Below are 20,480 nucleotides of genomic sequence, written 5' to 3' on the forward strand. Positions count from 1 at the left end.
TAGGTTGAGGTTAAATGGATTTGAGGGATTTAATTATTATTCAAAAACTTCATAATAATTCATAGTCAAACCACCTCGCCGCGTATGGCTGCAAGGACTCGGTCGGGGATGTATGAGAAAAAGGATGGAGCGGGATGCCTAATGGCAGGTGCCTCCCGTGACGGTAACAACGTCTTTACCGATCACATAATCAAAGGAATTGGACATACTCAGCAATTTTAGCACATCATTTAATGATGCATTGGAATTGAAACTGGCCATGACACGGCATTTGCCAATACTGCTTTTGAATACAACCTTTTTGCCGAAGCGCTCCTGTAATGCCTGCATCACTTCGTCGTAAGTATTATCCCTGAAAACAAGCTGGCCCAGATGCCATGGTGCAATGTTTGCGACGCTAACGATATTTATATACGTTTCGTCTTTTTCTGTATTAATCACGAGTTCCTGCTCGGGCGTCAGTTGCGTGATCCGGACCGGCTCGCCTTCCCCGATCTCTTTGCTAACCTCCACTTTTCCGGTCGCAACCGACACCGATGCAGTCTCGTCCCCATGATAGGCTTTTACATCGAACGACGTCCCCAAAACCCGTGTCGAAATCCGGTCGCTTTTAACGATAAACGGCTTTTCGGGATTCGGTACTACCTCAAAAAACGCTTCTCCTTGCAGGTAAACCTGTCTTTCGTTGCCGTCGAACACTTTCGGGTACTCGATCTTACTGTTTTTGTTGAGCCAAACCTGCGTCCCGTCGGACAGTTCGATGCTCACTACTTCTTTGGAGCCGCTGGTCCGGGTTTCCATCGCTGTGCGTGTGGCGTGATGGCCGTCGTGTTGCCTGTTGACCAGAAAATAACCCAGCCCTGTGGCCAGTAAAATGCTTGCTGCGGCCAGCCAGGAGCTTATTTTAATGTATTTCGGTTTGGCGAACGTATCTTCTTCGGATGCTTCTTCCTGCTCCGCTATTTTCGCGTGCAGCCTCGACAGTCCGGTTTCCAGGCTGAATGCCGGATCGTTTTCCGGTTCCTTTTCCTGCTTCCACGCTGCTTCTATCTGCCGGAACAACAGCAGGTTATCATATTCTTCAAGCCACCATTCCATAGCCAGTTTTTCCTCCGGGCTGCATTCGCCAGCGAGATACTTGGCGATAAGGGGCCATGGTGTGTGATCGGACATCAAATTCAGAGCTTTCTAATGTTAGGACAAATAAAAATGGGCATTCCCCCCATTCCCCCAGAATTTTTTTTAAATCTGATAAGTTTTTTGCAGAAGTTTCAGCTGTTTAATGGCCTTACCCATTTGATTTTCTACTGTTTTGGTGGAAAGGGAGAGGATTTCGGCGATTTCGTTGTAGGTAAATCCTTCGAAGCGGTTGAGCTGGAAGATCGCCTTTCTTTTTTGCGGGAGGTAATTGATGAGGTCGGTAATGCGGTTTTCGAGCTCGTGGTACATCAGTTCGTCGTCCGGGCCGGGCGTTTCTTCGATAATATCGTCACTGAGCTCCTCCATGATGTGTTTTTCCTGCTTCATGTAATTGATGCAGGTATGCCGCGTGGCGGTGAAGAGGTACGATCGCACGTTCTTTTCGACCGTAAGGCTGTCGCGTTTTTCCCAGATCCTGAAAAAAACATCGGCTACGATCTCCTCGGCGAGGTCTGTGCGGTTGTTGAGGTAAGTGGCAAAACGGCAAAGTGCGTAGTAGTATTTCCGGAAGAGGCAATCCAGCGCCCGGTTATCTCCCTGCTTGATCAGGGAAATAAGAAGCAAATCATCCTGGCCGTTCATCATAAACTGTGGCTAAATTGGGTATCAGGTAATTCCAAAACTTTATGCAATGATCTTATCGAGCGCCCGGAGTGATCGGCCAATATTACTTATTTAGAATCTGTACAAGTTGATTTTTGTGTCAGAACTTAAAATAGTAATATTTTCTTTGGTCTATCTTAAATAATAACGAATAATAGCATTCAGAATTCTAAAATTAGAAAAGTTGATGGAAATAAGCGCAAATCGCTGAAAATATTCTTCCATATTGTTTTTTCAGCCATCGGCACTTATTTCCACCAGATGTAACAGTGGGTAGTAATTAGTTCAGGAACAACTGCTTCACGCATACGGGGGTAGGAGCACTGATCTCTTTCCCGGTATAAGTCAATTGGCCCGTTGCGGCGTCGCGCTTGAAGAACACCGCATTGTCGTTATCCCGGTTGGTCACGATCGCAAACTCGCCCTTCGCGTCGATGAGGAAGTTGCGCGGATGCTTGCCGTGCGTATCCGCATGACCTGCGACGGTCAGTTTACCGGTTTTGGCATCCACCGCGTAAATAGCGAGGCTTTCATGGCCGCGGTTGGAAGCATAGAGAAACTTGCCGTCCGGCGAAAAATGGATATCCGCCGCGAAGCTTTTACCCGTAAAATCCGCAGGCAGCATGGTAACGCGCTCGAATGGCACCAATGCGCCGCTTCCTTTCACGATCTTGAAAGAATTCACCACCGAAGCGAGCTCGCAGGCGGAGTAGCCGAAGTTCCCGTTCGGGTGAATGGCGAAATGGCGCGGGCCGTCGCCGGCTTTTACTTCTGCGTAAGGAACGGAACCCGGAGTTAGTTTACCGGTCTGTGGATCAACGGCGTACACCATGATCTTATCAATGCCCAGGTCGGAAGCGTAAATGTATTTGCCGTCCTCGGAAGGAATAATGGAATGCATATGCGGCTTCTGGTCGGGGCGGCCTTTGTCCTGAATGGTATCCGCCAATACGCCTATGCTGCCGTCCTGGTTCAGCTTGTATACGGCCAGATCACCACTTCCATAGTTCGATAAATAAATGAAACGGCCCTTTGGATCAACGCTCACATGGCACGGTCCACGGCCCTGTGAGGGCTGGGTGTTTAATGCCGTGAGCTTGCCCGAGGCCTGGTCTATCGCGTAGGCTGAAACTGTGCTATTGCCCTCGTTAGCAGCATACAAATACTTTTTATTGGGATGAAATTCGAGGAATGAGGGGCTGGTTTTGCTGGTCACTACCTGTAATTCCTTGAAAGAGAAGTCGCTGCGGTCGAATTCATACACATAGATGCCCTCGCCCTTTTGTGTGTAGGTGCCGAGGTAGAGTATTTCCTTTTTGGGTTTCTGTGCAAAAGCCGTCATAGCCGACAATAAAAGGATGAATGAAAGAATGGTTCGTTTCATAATAAGTATTTGAGAATTGTAACAGATTGTTATTCAAAAATTAAGGTTCCGAATTTCTGGAATTCGTGAAAGCTGCCACCGGTTTTTTGCCAGGAATAGTAGGCTGTTTCGCTGTCGTAGTCGATGCGGTAGAAGTTGCCGCGCCATTTGTCCCCAGGCTTAGGCGCCGCGTTGGCAATGGGGTTCATTAATGCGAAGGGAATGAAAAATTCGGCTTTCCAGCCTTCGACGGCCGCCATACTTTTCTTCTGTCCGCCTTGGGCGCTGGTTTCGTGCTGCACACGGTTGCGTTCGTTGTAATGCCATGGTTTCCAGCCTTGTGCGCGGCCTTTGATGTTCGGTACGAGGATCGCCAGCTCGTAATTCAAGGGCGAAACTTCGTATTCCAGGTAAATGGGTACGGAAGTATCGGGCCAGAGAAATACTTCTACCACATCTTCCTTAAACAACGCGCCGAAGTCTTCCATAATGGTCGAAGTGAGTTTCTGGTCGGCGCAATCAAAGAGGAAGTACATGCCCTTTTCGGAATAGAGGATTTTGACGCGGGTAGGGTGCTGTTTGCCGGGCGCGGGCTGGTTGGGGCCTTTCTGGACTGTGAGGTTGAACCATTGCGCAGCCGACCAATTGGAAGCGGTGCCTTCGCCGTTCACCTTGAAGTCGGTCGTTTTTTTGACCGTAAGCGAGGAGTCGGGAATGGCCTCGGCGGCGTGTCCCCGGTACATGAGGCCGCACGCAAGCAGTCCCATGAGAACAAATTTTTTCAACATTCAATAAAAAGGGTTAGGATTAGGAAACTGGTTCAGGTATTGCCAAGTGTGTTCATTTGCAGTCAGATGTGCTGCTCATTATCCGGCGATGCAGGCATTCCGGTGCAACAGGCGATGATTTTTTTTCTCTCTGGCAATTTCAAGAGGTTTTTACATTTTACCAAATCATTATTTTTGTAGTGTCAATTATTGATGAAATCTTTCGACAGGAAAGAAGATACCGTAGTGGAATATTTTAATAATTTAGGTCGTACGTTTGAAAATTGAAACCATTTAACAGAACATTGTCATGATACGCGAAAGTGGAGAACTGGCCTTTGCTGACATCAGCGAGGCGATTTTAGAACCAGCTGTTTTCCCTGACTACCAAGGGAGCACGAAAAAAACCCGTCCGGTAGCGCAAGGTCCTCGCGAGGATGATGACGAAGAAGATGAGGATTTAGATGAGGAAACCGACGATGAAAAAGTCATCGACGAGTTTGATGAAGATATAGACGATCGTGAAATAGTGATCGAAGATGGCGACGAGTTGCTTAGGAGGCTCGAAACTTTCGACGATGACGACGACGATTTCTAATAATCGTGTAAAAATTAATACCTGCCTCTGGATCATTTCCAGGGGCTTTTTTATACGCGGGGTATGAGTAATGAAATGCAGGTTGTGCCTTATTCACCTAAAATGTTCTTTTCCTCACCTTTCCTAAACCCATGCGTTCCACCGAATCCAATGTTACTCAAAGCATTACACAGGTAATCGCTGCTTCTTCATTAGGTACTTTAATTGAATGGTATGATTTCTACATTTTCGGTAGCCTGGCGGTTATTATCGGCCAGCAGCTCTTTCCGAGTGACGCCGGTGCCTCGGCACTGATCAACACGCTGGCGATCTTCGCCGCAGGATTTATCGTACGCCCCTTTGGCGCATTGGTGTTTGGTCGCCTGGGCGACCTTATCGGCCGGAAATACACCTTCCTGCTGACGCTCGTATTGATGGGCGGCTCCACTTTTCTCATCGGCCTTATTCCATCGTATTCGAGCATCGGGTATGCTGCGCCGATTCTGGTGCTCATCCTCCGTCTCGTGCAGGGGCTCGCGCTTGGGGGCGAATACGGGGGCGCGGCCACCTACGTAGCGGAGCACGCGCCTGTGGGCAAGCGGGGCTTTTTTACCAGCTGGATCCAGACGACCGCCACATTGGGACTATTCCTCTCCCTCGGTGTGATCGTTTTGACCAAAAACATCCTGGGCGCGAAAAACTTCGCCGACTGGGGCTGGCGCATTCCGTTCCTGGTGTCGATCCTGCTTGTGGTGGTGTCGATTTACATCCGGATGAAAATGCATGAGTCGCCGGTATTTTCGAAACTGAAAGCCGAAGGAAAAGTCTCCGCTAACCCTTTGAAAGAAAGTTTTCAGAAAAAAGCGAATTTCAAAATGGTACTCGTAGCATTATTCGGTGCTACAATGGGCCAGGGCGTGGTTTGGTACACCGGGCAATTTTACGCGCAATCGTTTCTTGAAAATACCTGTAAACTCGATTTCAACGAATCGAGGTACATTCTGCTCTGGGCGATCGTCTTCGCGACGCCTTTCTTCGTGATATTCGGCTCGTGGAGCGACAAGGTAGGCCGCAAATGGATCATGCTCACGGGTATGCTCCTGGGCGTGGTTTGCTATCGGCCCATTTACCAATATTTCCTCGACGCTACCGACGTGAAAGAAATGCAGAAAACCATGCTCCTGAGCGAATCCGAGCCGGTGGTAGAGCGCGGACTGGTACCCGACAAAGCCGACTCGCTGATCACGACGACCATCACCAAAACGCTCACCAACGGCATGACTTTCAAGGAATCGAAAGTCGAAGTTATTACTGAGGATGTGCTGGCGGAGGTTCCTGCTGTACAAACGGTAATCAAGGATGTAACGCTCTCCACGCAGTCGTACATCATGGTCATATTGCTGGTATTTTTCCAGATTGTGCTGGTAACGATGGTGTACGGCCCCATTGCCGCATTCCTCGTGGAGCTCTTCCCGACGCAGATCCGGTACACATCCATGTCGCTGCCTTATCACATCGGGAACGGCGTTTTCGGTGGCCTCGTACCGTTTATCGCTACATTGATCGCCTCGTTCCAGGGTTCGACGCCGCTTTCGGGGCTTTGGTATCCGATCGGCATTGCAGCACTATCGTTTATCATCGGGGCGGTTTATATTAATAATCGGCGGGATGAGAATGTAATGGATTAGTAGAAGCCGATTTAAGTAATTGTTTTTCAGTGGTTATTCAAATATTTGATTCTGATATAAAATGAGTGGTTTAAAGAAAATACTGGGACTACTTTGGATTGTCGCGGGACCCGTAATCATAATATTCCTCTTCATGCAGGCGGCCGACAAAATCGGTGAAGCCGCCGAAGGCATCGCGCGCACGAACACCACCCTGCAATGGGCCATTATCATCCTGATTTTTATTCCAATATGCACCGGATTGGTCATTTTTGGCTATTATGCCTGGAAGGGCGAGTACGATCATTTGCCGGAGAGTTCGGAAGAGTTGTGATGAGCCGCCGTGGAACGGGAATGCATGAGCGGCAGGAGTTTGAGGCGAAAATCGCGTAGCGATGTAATATTGGTAGAAAGAAGGTTACCCCGATAGTCCAAAAATCCCGTCAGGGATGTAACAACACGGATTGCGCAGATGCATCTGTTGTTGCATGCCTACGGCATTTGTGTCGCCTTGGATCAGGGGCTTTTACTACCAATATTGCATGCCTAACGGCATTTACACGGATTGCGCAGATGCATTTGTTGTTGCATGCCTACGGCATTTGTGGTGCTTCGGATCAGGGCTTTTGCTACCAATATTGCATGCCTGACGGCATTTACGCGGATTGCGCAATGCATTTGCTGATGCAATACACGCCTGCGGCATTTTTGGCGCTTTGGATCACGGCTTTTGCTACCAATATTAGATGCCCGACGGCATTTGGACTCATATTGAGCCATTATTTGTAACTTGCCTTCGCTGGCCGCCTCACGTTACAATCCGGGTCATTCAAAATTCATCATGCAAACTGACGTCTTTATTCTTTCCGCAACCCGCACGCCGATTGGCAGTTTCGGAGGCACTCTTTCTTCTGTTCATGCGGCAAAATTGGGCGCTACGGCCATTCGGGGCGCATTGGCGAAGTCGGGCATTGACCCGGGTTCGGTGGACGAGGTGATAATGGGCAATGTCGTTTCGGCTAACCTGGGCCAGGCGCCTGCGCGGCAGGCAGCTATTTATGCGGGCTTACCGGTTTCGGTGATTTGTACGACGGTCAACAAGGTTTGTGCTTCCGGGATGAAGGCTACGGCCTTTGGCGCGCAGGCGATTCAGCTGGGCGACGCGGAGATTGTAGTGGCCGGCGGGATGGAAAATATGTCCCAAATCCCTTATTATTTACCCAAAGGCCGGAATGGCTATGGCTACGGTCATGGTGAAATTATCGACGGGCTTTTGAAAGACGGCCTGACCGATGTTTACGACCAGATAGGTATGGGCGTTTGCGGCGATAAAACCGCACTGAAATACAACATCTCCCGCGAGGCGCAGGATGAATTCGCGATCCGTTCTTACCAGCGTTCGGCGGAAGCCACGGCGAATGGCTCGTTTGCTAACGAGATCGTACCGGTTGAAATCACATCCCCAAAAGGTGAGCTAACCCTAATAGGCGAGGACGAGGAATACAAGCGTGTCAAGTTCGATAAAATCCCGACATTAAAACCCGTTTTCTCCAAAGACGGCAGCGTTACGGCAGCGAATGCTTCCACCATTAACGACGGCGGCGCTGCATTGATACTGGCCGGTCGCAATGCAGTGAATGCGCAGAATCTCAAACCGATCGCCCGCATTGTGGCCTACGCCGACGCCGAGCAGGAGCCGGCCTGGTTTACGACCACGCCTGTACTGGCCTCGGAGAAAGTATTGAAAAAAGCCGGCTTGAAAATCTCCGATATTGACTATTTCGAAGTGAATGAGGCGTTTGCGGTGGTAGCATTAGCCTACATGCAAGCGCTGAATCTGGATGTAGAAAAAGTAAATGTGTTCGGTGGCGCGGTGTCGCTCGGGCATCCGCTGGGCGCTTCCGGGGCACGCATTATCACCACATTACTGTCTGTTTTGGAGAAAAATAAGGCCCGATACGGCCTTGCAGCCATTTGTAACGGCGGCGGAGGAGCTTCTGCTATGATTGTGGAAAGATTGTAACGATCAGCGGATCAGTACTTTCAAGCGATTGTAAAAGCCTGTGCTCTTGAAAGTGAAGGTTTTGTGCAGAATGTAGTTGCTGATAAAGCTGAATCCCATTCCGATCACGTAACAAGCCATTTCGGTCACATTCACTTCCTTTTTGGCAAAGGAGAACTTCACTTTGTACACCTCCATGCCCATGTAATCGACGAGCAGTTTCGACGAACCAATGGTGAATGCCCAGGTAATGAAGAGGGAAACCATCGAAACCATCAGGAATTTCACCATTTCGCGGCGCGTCTGGTTGCTTTTGCGGGCATCGAACGCGAAGAGTTTGGTAAGCGTGAAACCCCAGAAAAAACCGATGATGTAGGAAGGTACAATGGAGTCGCTCCAACTGATGTTGAACCAGTCCTGGATAAGACTGCTGGAAACTAACTGGATCAAGGCACCGGTACCCGCAACAACAAAATAGGCTATGATATCTTTGGGATTGAAGATCTTGTTCTGCTTGATTTGGGTCACTGGTGTGTTAGTTTGTTGGAACGGCGAACCTGATTGAGGCCCCAATATTAGAAAGAAAATGGTCTGGAAACAAAACAGAACCCGCGATTTTGAGTAAGTGGGCGCAAGAAAGCAATGTGCCCCGATGGTACCATTTTTGCAACCGTTTGGTTTAAACAGTTTGCTGCAACGTCCGCCAGCGGACGTCTGGTTTAACCCTAATCGGTGTCATTATGAAGAAGTTGTGTGTATTGCTGCCCCTGCTGCTCTACGTGTTTGCGTGTCTCGGCCAGACCCAGAAATGGGCCGTCGGCTTCGAGGTAGGTGAGCCTATTGCCGTCAGTTTGAGGAAATATGGTGACAGAAATGGGCTCGATATCAGCTTCGGGACTTACCTCGGAATGTTCAAGAAAAAGGACAATTACAAGGTGAGTAATGACGATTTGGGCGGGGTAGGTGTGATGGTCAATGTCACTTACCTTTGGTATGTGCCCATGTTCAACGAGCGCATGATCGCGTACGCGGGCCCGGGTGTGCAGGTGAATTCGCGGCGGTACTACCCCGACCGTAATGTAAGATCCGTTTATACAACCAACATATCCACTGGTCCGTCGGCAATAGCCGGTCTGGAATTCTTCTTTGCACAGAAGCCAACGTCATTTTTTGTCGAAGGCGGCGGTTACCTTGAATTTATTCCCAAATTCTTTTACTTTAATCCCAATCTCAGCATTGGCCTGAGGCATAACTTCTAACGGGATTATCAGTGAAAAAACTTTACATATGGGCCGCATTGGCAGCATTTGCCGCGCTCAATTTCTCCTGTTCCGCCACGTTGCAGCGTCGCTACGACCGCATGCACGGCATTTCGTCAACCTCTTCCACGTCATCCACAGACCGTTCCTCCCGATCTTCTGATTCCGACAGGGATAATCAAGCGGCCGACCCGAATTACCGAAAGGATTATGACCGGGTGGTTGACGGCAACAACTCTTCTGCCAATGTAAGTACCCCCGCGAGCGGCAATTCTGATTACAACCAGCGGTTGCTCAACCAGTATTCCGATATGGATAAGCTGGCGGAAGTGGTTCTGTATGAGCTGGATAATCTGGAAAACAGGTACAACAACCTGCTCAATGAATACAAAAATGCCAGGTCGTCGTCGCGGCAGGTGATGGCGATGGAGCTTGACAAGATCAGTGACGACCGGCTCATGCTTTACAAGGCTTACACCAATATTTACCGAAACGGCAAATCCGACTGGGCCAATGTGAAGCGCGATGTCGACAACACACTCCGCGAATACCGGAAAAAGAATTGATTACCAGCCGGCGCCTTTTGTATTGGTTTTAATGCGGCAAACGTAGCCGTCGACCGTCATATATAATGTAGAACCGTCGTTGCCCCAGGCGCAATTGGATGTCAGCTCGCCCATTTCGATACGCCCCAGCAGCTTTCCGGCTGGCGTGATAATAAGCATTCCGCCGGGGCCGGACGACCATAGGTTGCCGTCTTTGTCGATTTTGAGGCCGTCGGGCAGGCCCTGCATACCGCGTTTGCCCATGGGTGTAGCGTCATAAATGAGCTTGCCCTTCCCTGCATTGCCGTCCGCATCGAGCGGGTAAGCCATCCAGATTGACTTGTCCGCGTCGGATTGGGCAACATAAAGTGTCTTGCCGTCGGGCGAGAATGCGAGGCCGTTGGGGCGGCTGAGGTCGCTTACCTGCATGGTCACCTTGCCGTCTTTATGAATGCGGTACACGCCAAATTCCTTGATTTCGCGGGTCGGATCTTCGTGTTTTTTGGCGAGGCCGTAGGTAGGATCGGTGAAATAGTAGTCGCCGTTGCTGTGCTGCACCACGTCGTTCGGGCTGTTGAAACGCTTGCCTTCCCATTTATCCGCCAATGTGATTTTACCACCCACATTCAATGGCATTGCGGAAATGCGCCTGTCGCCGTGTTCGCAGGAAACCAGGCGGCCTTTGTTATCGATAATGAGGCCGTTACTGCCCGGTTCGTCACTGTAAACACCTCTGCCAGTGTAGCCCGAAGGTTCCAGAAATACCGACAATCCCGCTTTTTCGTCCCATTTGTACACCCTGTTCTTCGGTACGTCCGAAAACAGCAGGTAGCCGCCGTCTTTCACCCACACCGGCCCTTCCGACCAATCGAATCCCGACGCCAGTACTTCAATCTTGGCGTCTTTGGACAACAATTTTTCAAAAGAAGGATCTTCGACAACGATCTTGCCCATGGTAGGGTAGGACTTTTGCGCCATAGCAGTACAGGTCAGAAGGACGATCAGACAGGTGGAAATAATACCGGATTTCATAGGGGAATGCATTAGCAGTACCGACAAGGATTTATCGATAAAGGAAGATTGCCGTGCTTCCCTACTGCTTTTCGGCCGGGCGTGCATTCCGCGCGGGTGCCAGGATAATGCTCGAATGCGCGGATAACCGGTTTGTTGTCAATGTGGTTTGGTGAAGCGGATCGGTCGAAAACAATACATCGGTAAACAACGATTTATCCTCCGGTATCAGCAATTCTCTTTCGGTATCTCCCAGGTTGTGAATCACAATGAGCGAGCGGTCGACGTGCGGGCGGAAATAGCCTAGCAGCTGGTCGTCGCCCAGGCGCAGGGTTTGCAGGTTAGGGGCCAGGATCTGGTTCAGTGCGGGTTCGGTCTTGCGCAGGTGTATGAGTTTTTTGTAATGATTGAAAACAGAATTGAAATCGCCGGTCTGTTCCGACAGGGGCGCCACTGTTTTCAGGGTGGTAAACTCGGGCGTGATCCAACGCGTCCGTTGCGGATCTTCGGGATCGGACGTCCAAAGGAAAGGTTCGCGGATATAGGGATCGGGTTTCAGGCCCAGCATACCTATTTCTTCACCATAATATAAATACGGCTGCCCGGGCAATGTGAGCAGAATGCTGGCCGCGAGCTTGATCTTCTCGACACCACCACCTACAACGCTCCCAATGCGCTCCTGATCGTGATTGGTGAGCATGATCGCGTCGACAAATAGGGGATTGTATTTCTGGAAAAGATTGAAGCTCGCCAGCAATTTGTCGGTAAGCTGCTCGTCCCGCCCGGCTATGAGCATACGTTGCAATGCAAAGCTGAGGTCGAAATGGAAGGTAGCGTTCAGGTTACGGAAATAGGGGGCTACTTCCTCGGTTTCGGCCCAAACTTCGCCCACGGTGAATGCGCCGGGCTTGGCTTCCCCGACGATTTTGGAAAAAAACTCCCAAAAAGTAATGCTTTGCTCCTTGTCCCATTCCGGATAAACATGCCGTGCGGCATCGAGGCGGAAACCGTCGACACCCACGTCGTTCAGCCAGAAACGGATGATCTTCGCCATTTCGTCACGCAATGCTTCCGAATGATAATTGAGGTCGGGCATTCCCTTGAAAAAAAGACCGTAGTACTTCTCGTCGTCGCCGGGATTTTCGTGCCACGGAAACACGACTTGCGAATCGTCCGAAGTTTCCCGCTCCGAAATGCCGAGATGGTCGATCTGATCGTCGGTCATCCACCAGTAAAAATGCCGGTACGGATTATCCTTACTCTTGCGCGCCTCCTCGAACCATGGGTGAAGCGTGCTGGTATGGTTCACGATCAGGTCGAGGTAAATAACGATCCCGCGCTCGTGTGCACCTGCGAGGAGGCGCTTGAAGTCGTCCATGGTCCCGTATTCGGGTTCGATGGCGTAATAATCGGTGACGTCGTATTTGTGGTAACTCGGCGAGGGGTGAATGGGCGTGAGCCAGATCGCCTCAATGCCGAGGTCGGCCAGGTAATCCAGTTTGGAGATAATGCCGTTCAGATCGCCGATGCCGTCGCCGTTCGAATCGCAGAAAGAACGGACGAATATTTCATAACACACCTTAGGAATACTGGCTGGCTTGTCTGCAAACATAGGCGGCATTTAATGGAAATGCGGTTTCAACAACTGGTAAACGACCTGGACCGGCAGGCCCATAATCGTATAAAACGACCCTTCGATTTTCTCAATCCCGACCATCCCGATCCATTCCTGGATGCCATAGGAGCCGGCCTTATCAAAAGGTTTGTAATCCTCAATATAATGGTTGATTTCCCAATCTTCCAAGTCGCGGAAGTAAACTTCTGCGACGTCGGACGCGGTTTGCATGGCGTCATCGGCCAATAAACTGACGGCTGTGACAACTTTATGGCTTCTGCCCGAGAGCATTCTGATCATCCGGAATGCATCGGCCGCGTCGGTTGGTTTTCCTAAAATATGGTGATCGGCGATCACGACGGTGTCGGCAGTCAGCACCAGCGAGTCGGGGCGGATGCCGCGGAATTGTTCGGCCTTTTCCCTTGAAATGTAGCCTGCTACTTCTTCGGCGGGCAGGTCGGACGGGTAACTTTCATCGGTAGGGAGCACTTCAACCGTGAATGCGAAGCCGGCTTCATGTAGTAATTGTTTTCTTCTGGGAGAGTTGGAGGCGAGGATTAGCGGACTTTTGAGAGTGATCATGTCAGGTAGTGGTCAGGGCTGGTCAGGTAGTAGCCATGAATGGTAATGTGTTTTAAAGACTTATTTATTGATAATGTGTGTATTGTGACTAGTTGGCGCTCATTTTTTAAAATTTTTAAAAATATTTTTCTCCCGACTGAACTATTCTCGCGGCAATAGATGTTTCTACATTAAATGTATATACATTATTATTACATTTAACCCGATTGACTATGTCTATTGAAACTGATATAAAGCAGAAAAAATTTCGGAGCCCGTTCCAAAAGTTGGCACTTAACCTGGTGTATACCACCAAGTGGCTCGAATATAAGCAGCTTGAATCTTTCAAGGAGCACGACATTACGCCGCAGCAATATAATGTACTGAGGATTCTGAGGGGACAGCAAGGCAACCCGATCAAGGTGAGCGACATTACCGAGCGCATGCTCGACAAAAGTTCCAACACATCGCGGCTGGTTGACAAGCTGCTGGCGAAGAACCTCGCAAAGCGGACGTCGTGTGAAAGCGACCGCCGTGCTGTGGACGTCGTGATTACCGAGGAAGGGCTCGAACTCCTCAATGTGCTCGATCCGTTTATCGAGGATTGGGAAAACCGGTTCAACATCATTTCCGAAGCGGAGGCTGAGCAGATCAGTGCTTTGCTCGATAAGCTCCGGGAAAATGAAGATTAAGCTTAGAACACAATTAACACAAATCCATAATTCAATTTAATTTTTAATCAAAACTACAATGAAATCACTTAAATTTTTTGTCGCATCTCTTGCAGTAGCATTGTTCGCATCTTCTTCTGTTTCAGCAGACAATGGTAAAAAAGCTTCCAGCCTGAAAGTGAATCCTGCCAAAAGCGAACTGACCTGGTTGGGTAAAAAAGTTACCGGCGAGCACACAGGTAAAATCACTTTGAAAGAAGGAACAATCGTTCTTGACGGCGCCAAACTGACCGGTGGGAAATTCGTAGCCGACCTGAACAGCATTACTTGTACAGACCTTACCGACAAAGAATACAACGGTAAACTGATCGGTCACTTGAAATCAGATGATTTCTTCGGTGTTGAAAAACACCCTACTGCAACTTTCGTAGTTACCAAAGCTACTCCAAAAGCAACCGGTGTTTACGATGTGACTGGTGACCTGACTATCAAAGGCATTACCAAACCTGTGACTTTCCCTGTAACAGTGAAAACTACTGCTGCTGGTGCAGAAGCTACTGGTAAACTGGTGGTTGACCGTTCGAAATACGACATCAAATACAACTCGAAATCATTCTTCGATAACCTCGGCGACAAAATGATCAACGACGATTTCTCAATCGACGTGAAATTGGTTGCTGCAAAATAATTACCCGCTGGCGGTTGCCTGGTATCAACCGTCTGCGTTTGTATGACCTGAATATTAAAAGAACCTGTCTTTTGTAGGCAGGTTTTTTTTGTGGTCAGGAGTTGAAATCGCGGTATTTAGGGAAATCGTCCATGAAGTGGATCTGCCCGTTCACCGCCCGGAAGCAGTAGTGTGCCATGCCATTGGTAACTGCCAGGTATTGAGGCTGTAATGTGAAATTATAGCGACTGATCTGGGCAAATGTCGCGTCCGTCACGCTTACGAACGGCGCCTTGCATTCGACGAGCAAAAACGGCAATGCATTGTTGGAAAGCACCATGATATCGGTGCGTTTGGCAAGCGTATTGTATTGAAGGCCAGTCTCTACGGCAAAAAGCGATTTGGGGTAACCGTAATGCGTGATGAGCAAATGGATGAAATGCTGGCGCACCCATTCCTCGGGCGTGAGTGTGACGAATTTCCTGCGGATAATGTCGAAAATATGCGGTTTCCCGTTAACCTGCTTAACTTTATGGGCGAATCCGGGAAGGTTCAATGATTCCATAAACGAAGATAGCGAACCCCGGGTTGCCCCGCCAACAAACCTGCTGATTTCATGACTACCAAAGAACAGATCGTCGAAAACTGGCTCCCGCGCTACACGGGCACGCCGGTGGAGGAGTTTGGAAGTTACATTCTCCTGACCAACTTCGGAAACTATGTGACCATGTTTGCCGAGAAGTTCGGGGTGGAAGTAAGGGGACAAGGCCGCGCCATGCAAACCGCGACCGCAAAGGACATTACCATTATCAACTTCGGGATGGGTAGCCCGATGGCCGCTACCGTAATGGATTTATTATCAGCCATTAACCCAAAAGCTGTTTTGTTTTTGGGTAAATGTGGTGGTTTGAAAAAAACGCAGGTGGGTGACCTCATCCTGCCTATTGCTGCTATCCGCGGCGAAGGTACCAGCGACGACTACATGCCGCCCGAAATCCCTGCATTGCCGTCATTCCGCCTGCAGAGTACCGTTTCCGCGGCCATCAAAAAGCACAAACTCGATTACTGGACCGGCACCGTCTACACCACCAATCGCCGCATCTGGGAGCACGACGCCAGTTTCAAGGAATACTTGCAGGCCGTTCGCGCGATGGCCATCGACATGGAAACCGCTACCATATTCATCGTGGGTTTTGCGAATTCCATTCCGCACGGCGCATTGCTGCTCGTTTCGGACAATCCACTCGTTCCTGAGGGGGTAAAAACCGAAGAAAGCGACAAAAAAGTGACGTCGAGCTACGTGAAGCAGCATTTGGACATTGGTATCGAAGCACTCACCGAACTGGCCCGCTCCGGCGAGTCCGTGAAGCATATGCGTTTCGAGAACTGACAACTGTCATAGTCGCGGCGGGAACCTGTTGAGGCTTGTTGGGAGTTTACTTTCCGGCGGCCAACAGTTTTCCGCCGGTTATTTTCATGGAACATCAATCATTATACGAGCGCATTGGCGGCGACGCCGCGCTCCGGCAGCTCACCGATCAATTTTACGACCTCGTATTCAACCACGAGCTCATATCCCGGCTTTTCAAAACCGATAAGGACCTCATCAAGGAGAAACAGCGCCTTTTTTTAACCCAATTCCTCGGCGGCCCGCAGCTCTACTCCGACGTTTACGGCCACCCTATGATGCGCGCCCGCCACATGCCCCACACCATCACCGAAGACGACGCAGTAGCCTGGCTCCAATGCATGGCCTCCGCCGTAGAATCGCTAGCCCTGCCCGAAGAACTCAAAAACGAGCTATTCGACCGGTTCCCCCGGACGGCGTTTTTTATGGTGAATACGGGAGATCAGTAAATGCGGTTGGCAATGTATTGAAGTACATCTTCGAGCGGAATGTCATAGCTAGATTCGACAGATTGATCCGGGAGATGTTTGTGATGCGGAAAATTCGGAAGGTTTTGAAAATGTGGCGCATTGTCCCAACGTAGGATTAGCTCGCCTGAACGGCTTTGCCAATGAAAGGAGTATTTGCGGCGCCCAGGTTCATTAAATTCTTTGATAAACAATTGAGAAGAATCTTTTAAATGCACTTCAATATTAATGTAATGCATGTCACCCGACTCTCTCAAATCGTGGATAGTGTAGCTTGCTATCAGTTCGTCATAGTCACTCAGCCATTTGAAAGTCGCCATTCCTGATGTCTGTAATTTTGGTTTCTAGTTCAAGTAGAAACTGGTGATAGGCTTTCCACTGGATGAGATCATCCCAAGCCTCAAAATTTTCAACAGAGGAACTTTCAAGTTGAGCTTCAAATATTTGTAAATCAATGCGGTACCGTTGTTTGAGGAGATTTAACTTCTCTTCCAATTCCTGCTTTTCAGACAAGTAGTCCGTCAGTACCGCATCGCCTACCTGCTTTTTTGTCAAGATTACCACAGTATCAATCGATTTTGCCTACTCCAAATTTAAGCATTGAGGGATATTTTTAAAAGTGTATTTTACAACCTGCACTTTTCTATATTCTGACGTCTAAATACTAACATTGTATCCTAGTAAATAGAACCGCACACCTAAATGGAATCACACATGCTTAAGCCTATTGAAACAAAGGAAGAATTTGATGAAGCTTTGAAAAGATTGTATGAGCTTTTCGATGCTCCAACCGGAACGCCGGAGAATGAAGAATTGGAGGCCCTGGCAGATATTATTGAGGCTTATGACAAAGAGCATTATCCGATAGAACCGCCGGATCCCGTAGAAGCGGAAAGGATCAGAAGAGAGGATACCCAATAACACGCATCCGCATCCGCACTTCATGCCAACCAAGAATTCCCTACCTTTGCGGCATGAATTTCAAAGAGCAGTTGACACCATACCCCGTTCTGGAAAAAGTTGCCGGCGCCGCGAAGGAGCTGGGGGTGGAGGCATATATAATCGGTGGGTTCGTAAGGGACCTGATACTCAAAAGGAATAGCAAGGACATCGACATTGTTTCCATCGGCAGCGGTATAGAACTGGCCGAAATGGTAGCCGGCAGGCTCGGGCCGGATGTTCATGTAAGTGTATTTAAAAATTTTGGGACCGCACAAATCCGTCAGGGCGACCTTGAAATTGAGTTCGTAGGTGCCCGCAAGGAGTCCTATCGCTCCGAATCCCGCAAGCCGGCTGTCGAGGACGGTACGTTAGCCGACGATCAGAACCGCCGCGATTTCACCATCAATGCAATGGGTATCAGCCTCAATGCAGGTACTTTCGGAGAGCTCGTCGATCCGTTCGAGGGGATGAGCGACCTTCGTAAAAAGATCATCCGCACGCCCCTCGATCCGGAAATTACATTTTCCGACGATCCCTTGCGTATGATGCGGGCGATCCGGTTCGCGAGCCAGCTGAACTTTGATATCGAGCCTGATACCTTCGACGCGATCGTGAAAATGAAAGAGCGCATCGGCATTGTGTCGATGGAGCGGATTTCCGACGAATTGAACAAGATCATTCTTTCCAAAACCCCTTCATACGGTTTCAAACTGCTTTACCATGCAGGGTTGTTAGCCATAATTTTCCCTGAACTGGTGGAATTGCAGGGCGTGGAGCACATTGAGGGCAAGGGGCATAAGGACAATTTTTACCATACATTACAGGTGCTCGACAACGTATGTCAGGTCTCGGACGACCTCTGGCTGCGTTGGGCCGCCATTCTGCATGATATTGCCAAACCTGCCACCAAGAAGTTCGATAAACGTAACGGTTGGTCGTTTCATAACCACGAGGAGATCGGGGCGCGGATGGTACCCGTTATTTTCCGGCGCATGAAACTGCCGCTGAATGAGAAAATGCGGTTTGTGAAAAAGTTGGTAAGGCTGCATTTGCGACCTATCGTGCTTTCCAAAGAGGAAATCACCGATTCGGCGATGCGGCGCTTGCTGGTGGAAGCGGGAGAGGATATCGAGGCGCTCATGAACCTGTGCCGGGCCGATATTACTTCCAAAAACCCGGAGAAAGTAAGGCGTTTCATCAGCAATTTCGACCTGGTGGAGCAAAAGCTCAAAGACCTCGAGGAACGTGACAAGCTCCGTAATTTCCAGCCGGTCATTACCGGCGAAATGATCATGGAGGCATTCGGATTGAAACCTGCGAAGGAAGTGGGGATTATCAAAGAATCGGTGCGCGAGGCGATCCTGGAAGGTATTGTGCCGAATGAGTACGGGCCTGCGTTCGCATTCATGATCGCGGAAGGTGAAAAAATGGGCCTCACCCGCGTGTAAGGCACATTTTTTATAGCAACCACGCCAATGCCAGCGCATATTTGATATTTTTGCGAACTTTTAATCTCCTCATAGACACATTTCATGGAAAACGCCCAGTTCAAACGTTTTTTCGGCTCGCTGCTCACTATATTAGGCATTGCGGTATTGCTCTTCGCATGCGTTGCCTTCCTTTCCGACAAACCCGTACTGGGGCTCACGGTTTCCAAATGGGAATCGATCGTGCCGTTTCTGGTGGGAACCGTGTTTCTTCTGACGGGTGTAAACCTGGTAAAAGGCTGAGCGCCCCTGGCTAGGCGCCCCCGGCTGGGCGCCCCCGGCTAAGCGTCTCGCACGAGCGCTGCGCCTACCATGCATTCCAGGCATTGCTTCGGTGTGCAATAGTTGTTGAACCATTCGATCAATGCCTGCGAATCGGCGGCGGTTTTCACGCGCATGCCCAGCGACGCCCACTCGCGGGTAATGCGGTTGTCCTCGGCAGGTATCTCCGAAAGCCAGTAAATAGCCTTATCGAGCAGTTCGGGTTGCTGCCGCTGTTTTGAATAGGCGACCAGCAACGGCACCGCCGCATTGACGATCAGTAAATGGGCCGCGTCATTACCCAGTACCGGCACCTGCGCCTTTGCTTTCTTTTCAAACAGGTAATGCTCCCGCCAGTAAGCGGATTGCTCGATACGGAACAGCTCGCGCACATCATCGAACTGATCTGAAACGATAAACCGGTTCAGAAAGCCGCCGGTATTGCACAGCAAGCGTGCAAACTGCGCCAGCCGCACCGTCGGAAAGCCTGCCGGACGGAGCCGCGCATATTTCCATTCATGCGGTTGCATCGTTTCTTCCTGTAAATTGTATTTGGCACTCAGGAACCGGAATTCCTGCCGAAGCTGGCGTACATATATATCTTCCGAATCCTCGGGAATAAGGCCCGAACAACCAAACAGTAACGCTTCGAGCTGAATGAGGCGGTCGGTATGTTTGCGGATGATTTTCCAGGGGACAATGCTGGTGAGCCGTTGAAATGGCGCAGCATTCAGTTTGAATCCGAAATGCCGCCCCAGCCATTGGTAGGCGGTCTGCTCCCAATCCTGCTGGTTGCTTTCGAGCAAATGCCGGATCTCCGAAGCTTTGCGTTCCAGTCTTTCGAGCAATACCCTGTCCAGCATCGCATACTTACGTATCTGATCCACTTCGCCAAACTGGCGGTTGCAGGGAACTGTTTCTTTTTCATCGAGCAGGCAGCGGTACCTTTCAATTACGGATGCTTTCACGAGGCCATTTAGCGTCAACGTCGGAACCGCCGTTCCGTCACGCCGCATGGCCGCATAATCATTTTCCCAAACCACATGAAGGATCACGCCGTCGTAGGCGCCATTTCGCTGGTGTTCGTGCAGGCGCCAGTCCGATGCCTTCACGTGGATTTCGACGCTCCCGGCCCACAGCACGCCGTCGATGTAAATGCGTGCTTCGGCAAAATCCGGGCCGGCATCGGTATTCCGGTAACCGGGGCGGAGAATGGAAAGCGGCATGCCTTCGTCGGTCGCCAGCTCTTTCTTCTCAAAATACTGGAAGCGCCAGATGAAACTCAGTAAATCTTCATTCATAAACAGCGTGTTTAAAATTTTGGCGATTAAGGCGTTTATTTCTTTGCCTAAACCTGATTAGTTTCTGTTCTTTGTACGCTGTTTTTGTTACTTGGTTTCTATTTGT

Annotated in this window: 25 protein-coding genes; 13 read left to right on the forward strand and 12 right to left on the reverse strand. The window is 49.7% G+C overall.

Annotation, left to right across the window (positions count from 1 at the left end; all coding sequences use genetic code 11):
• Positions 1 to 138 precede the first annotated feature (138 nt).
• The 4 genes from BLQ88_RS05760 to BLQ88_RS05775 all read right to left on the reverse strand — a co-directional run bounded on the left by BLQ88_RS05760 (position 139) and on the right by BLQ88_RS05775 (position 3,954).
• A complete protein-coding gene (locus tag BLQ88_RS05760) occupies positions 139 to 1,173 on the reverse strand; it encodes a FecR family protein (protein WP_090147544.1) in 1,035 nt (344 codons plus the stop codon).
• A 69-nt stretch (positions 1,174 to 1,242) separates the two neighbouring features.
• The gene (locus tag BLQ88_RS05765) at positions 1,243 to 1,785 is read right to left on the reverse strand and encodes an RNA polymerase sigma factor (protein ID WP_090147546.1); all 543 of its coding nucleotides are present in this window, start codon (positions 1,783 to 1,785) and stop codon (positions 1,243 to 1,245) included.
• A gap of 298 nt (positions 1,786 to 2,083) precedes the next feature.
• On the reverse strand, positions 2,084 to 3,187 hold the full coding sequence (locus tag BLQ88_RS05770; RefSeq protein ID WP_229212596.1) for a lactonase family protein: 1,104 nt from the start codon (positions 3,185 to 3,187) through the stop codon (positions 2,084 to 2,086).
• A gap of 29 nt (positions 3,188 to 3,216) precedes the next feature.
• On the reverse strand, positions 3,217 to 3,954 hold the full coding sequence (locus BLQ88_RS05775; protein WP_090147547.1) for a carbohydrate-binding family 9-like protein: 738 nt from the start codon (positions 3,952 to 3,954) through the stop codon (positions 3,217 to 3,219).
• Positions 3,955 to 4,243: 289 nt separating this feature from the next.
• Here BLQ88_RS05775 and BLQ88_RS36370 point away from each other — a divergent pair, with 289 nt between their 5' ends.
• The 4 genes from BLQ88_RS36370 to BLQ88_RS05795 all read left to right on the forward strand — a co-directional run bounded on the left by BLQ88_RS36370 (position 4,244) and on the right by BLQ88_RS05795 (position 8,200).
• The gene (locus BLQ88_RS36370) at positions 4,244 to 4,531 is read left to right on the forward strand and encodes a hypothetical protein (protein ID WP_143016796.1); all 288 of its coding nucleotides are present in this window, start codon (positions 4,244 to 4,246) and stop codon (positions 4,529 to 4,531) included.
• 131 nt (positions 4,532 to 4,662) lie between these two features.
• Complete coding sequence (locus BLQ88_RS05780) at positions 4,663 to 6,198, forward strand: MFS transporter (protein WP_090147549.1); 1,536 nt, start codon at positions 4,663 to 4,665, stop codon at positions 6,196 to 6,198.
• A gap of 61 nt (positions 6,199 to 6,259) precedes the next feature.
• Complete coding sequence (locus tag BLQ88_RS05785; protein ID WP_090147550.1) at positions 6,260 to 6,511, forward strand: DUF6814 family protein; 252 nt, start codon at positions 6,260 to 6,262, stop codon at positions 6,509 to 6,511.
• A 507-nt stretch (positions 6,512 to 7,018) separates the two neighbouring features.
• The gene (locus BLQ88_RS05795; RefSeq protein ID WP_090147764.1) at positions 7,019 to 8,200 is read left to right on the forward strand and encodes a thiolase family protein; all 1,182 of its coding nucleotides are present in this window, start codon (positions 7,019 to 7,021) and stop codon (positions 8,198 to 8,200) included.
• 3 nt (positions 8,201 to 8,203) lie between these two features.
• On the opposite strand, the gene BLQ88_RS05800 is transcribed toward BLQ88_RS05795, so the two are convergent.
• A complete protein-coding gene (locus BLQ88_RS05800) occupies positions 8,204 to 8,707 on the reverse strand; it encodes a GtrA family protein (RefSeq protein ID WP_090147557.1) in 504 nt (167 codons plus the stop codon).
• 212 nt (positions 8,708 to 8,919) lie between these two features.
• Here BLQ88_RS05800 and BLQ88_RS05805 point away from each other — a divergent pair, with 212 nt between their 5' ends.
• Positions 8,920 to 9,438, forward strand: coding sequence for a hypothetical protein (locus BLQ88_RS05805; protein ID WP_090147558.1), 519 nt, complete (start codon positions 8,920 to 8,922; stop codon positions 9,436 to 9,438).
• Positions 9,439 to 9,449: 11 nt separating this feature from the next.
• Positions 9,450 to 10,004, forward strand: a complete 555-nt coding sequence (locus BLQ88_RS05810) for a hypothetical protein (RefSeq protein WP_090147560.1) — start codon at positions 9,450 to 9,452, stop codon at positions 10,002 to 10,004.
• Here BLQ88_RS05810 and BLQ88_RS05815 read toward each other — a convergent pair whose 3' ends face one another.
• The 3 genes from BLQ88_RS05815 to BLQ88_RS05825 all read right to left on the reverse strand — a co-directional run bounded on the left by BLQ88_RS05815 (position 10,005) and on the right by BLQ88_RS05825 (position 13,191).
• Entirely contained in the window at positions 10,005 to 11,015 is a 1,011-nt protein-coding gene (locus BLQ88_RS05815) for an SMP-30/gluconolactonase/LRE family protein (protein WP_374754753.1), read from the reverse strand.
• A 61-nt stretch (positions 11,016 to 11,076) separates the two neighbouring features.
• A complete protein-coding gene (locus BLQ88_RS05820; RefSeq protein WP_090147765.1) occupies positions 11,077 to 12,606 on the reverse strand; it encodes an alpha-amylase family glycosyl hydrolase in 1,530 nt (509 codons plus the stop codon).
• A 9-nt stretch (positions 12,607 to 12,615) separates the two neighbouring features.
• A complete protein-coding gene (locus tag BLQ88_RS05825) occupies positions 12,616 to 13,191 on the reverse strand; it encodes a Maf family nucleotide pyrophosphatase (protein WP_090147563.1) in 576 nt (191 codons plus the stop codon).
• 212 nt (positions 13,192 to 13,403) lie between these two features.
• On the opposite strand from BLQ88_RS05825, the gene BLQ88_RS05830 reads away from it, so the two are divergent.
• Positions 13,404 to 13,862: a MarR family winged helix-turn-helix transcriptional regulator gene (locus tag BLQ88_RS05830; protein ID WP_090147565.1), complete on the forward strand. Its 459-nt coding sequence runs from the start codon at positions 13,404 to 13,406 to the stop codon at positions 13,860 to 13,862.
• 58 nt (positions 13,863 to 13,920) lie between these two features.
• Positions 13,921 to 14,529 (forward strand): YceI family protein, encoded by a 609-nt coding sequence (locus tag BLQ88_RS05835; protein ID WP_090147566.1) that lies wholly within the window; start codon positions 13,921 to 13,923, stop codon positions 14,527 to 14,529.
• A gap of 94 nt (positions 14,530 to 14,623) precedes the next feature.
• Here BLQ88_RS05835 and BLQ88_RS05840 read toward each other — a convergent pair whose 3' ends face one another.
• Positions 14,624 to 15,073 carry a type I restriction enzyme HsdR N-terminal domain-containing protein gene (locus BLQ88_RS05840; protein ID WP_090147567.1) on the reverse strand — a complete coding sequence of 150 codons (450 nt, stop codon included), beginning with the start codon at positions 15,071 to 15,073 and terminating at the stop codon, positions 14,624 to 14,626.
• Between the two features lie 51 nt (positions 15,074 to 15,124).
• Here BLQ88_RS05840 and BLQ88_RS05845 point away from each other — a divergent pair, with 51 nt between their 5' ends.
• Together BLQ88_RS05845 and BLQ88_RS05850 are read left to right on the forward strand one after the other, a co-directional pair.
• Positions 15,125 to 15,898: an AMP nucleosidase gene (locus BLQ88_RS05845; protein WP_090147569.1), complete on the forward strand. Its 774-nt coding sequence runs from the start codon at positions 15,125 to 15,127 to the stop codon at positions 15,896 to 15,898.
• An 86-nt stretch (positions 15,899 to 15,984) separates the two neighbouring features.
• Positions 15,985 to 16,365 carry a globin domain-containing protein gene (locus BLQ88_RS05850; RefSeq protein ID WP_090147570.1) on the forward strand — a complete coding sequence of 127 codons (381 nt, stop codon included), beginning with the start codon at positions 15,985 to 15,987 and terminating at the stop codon, positions 16,363 to 16,365.
• Here the strand turns inward: BLQ88_RS05850 and BLQ88_RS05855 are convergent.
• Both BLQ88_RS05855 and BLQ88_RS05860 read right to left on the reverse strand, forming a co-directional pair.
• Positions 16,359 to 16,703 (reverse strand): toxin-antitoxin system TumE family protein, encoded by a 345-nt coding sequence (locus BLQ88_RS05855; RefSeq protein ID WP_143016797.1) that lies wholly within the window; start codon positions 16,701 to 16,703, stop codon positions 16,359 to 16,361. The genes BLQ88_RS05850 and BLQ88_RS05855 overlap by 7 nt on opposite strands.
• Entirely contained in the window at positions 16,678 to 16,938 is a 261-nt protein-coding gene (locus tag BLQ88_RS05860; RefSeq protein WP_090147574.1) for an MJ0235 family protein, read from the reverse strand. The genes BLQ88_RS05855 and BLQ88_RS05860 overlap by 26 nt, the downstream gene beginning before the upstream one ends.
• Before the next feature lie 159 nt (positions 16,939 to 17,097).
• Between BLQ88_RS05860 and BLQ88_RS05865 the strand changes: the two genes are divergently transcribed.
• The 3 genes from BLQ88_RS05865 to BLQ88_RS05875 all read left to right on the forward strand — a co-directional run bounded on the left by BLQ88_RS05865 (position 17,098) and on the right by BLQ88_RS05875 (position 19,055).
• Complete coding sequence (locus BLQ88_RS05865) at positions 17,098 to 17,304, forward strand: hypothetical protein (protein ID WP_090147767.1); 207 nt, start codon at positions 17,098 to 17,100, stop codon at positions 17,302 to 17,304.
• A 53-nt stretch (positions 17,305 to 17,357) separates the two neighbouring features.
• A complete protein-coding gene (locus BLQ88_RS05870) occupies positions 17,358 to 18,773 on the forward strand; it encodes a CCA tRNA nucleotidyltransferase (RefSeq protein ID WP_090147576.1) in 1,416 nt (471 codons plus the stop codon).
• An 84-nt stretch (positions 18,774 to 18,857) separates the two neighbouring features.
• Entirely contained in the window at positions 18,858 to 19,055 is a 198-nt protein-coding gene (locus BLQ88_RS05875) for a hypothetical protein (RefSeq protein WP_015811882.1), read from the forward strand.
• Between the two features lie 38 nt (positions 19,056 to 19,093).
• Here BLQ88_RS05875 and BLQ88_RS05880 read toward each other — a convergent pair whose 3' ends face one another.
• Positions 19,094 to 20,374, reverse strand: a complete 1,281-nt coding sequence (locus tag BLQ88_RS05880) for a DUF2851 family protein (protein WP_090147578.1) — start codon at positions 20,372 to 20,374, stop codon at positions 19,094 to 19,096.
• Positions 20,375 to 20,480 lie beyond the last annotated feature (106 nt).

Source organism: Dyadobacter soli (assembly GCF_900101885.1).
GTDB classification, from domain to species: Bacteria; Bacteroidota; Bacteroidia; order Cytophagales; family Spirosomataceae; genus Dyadobacter; species Dyadobacter soli.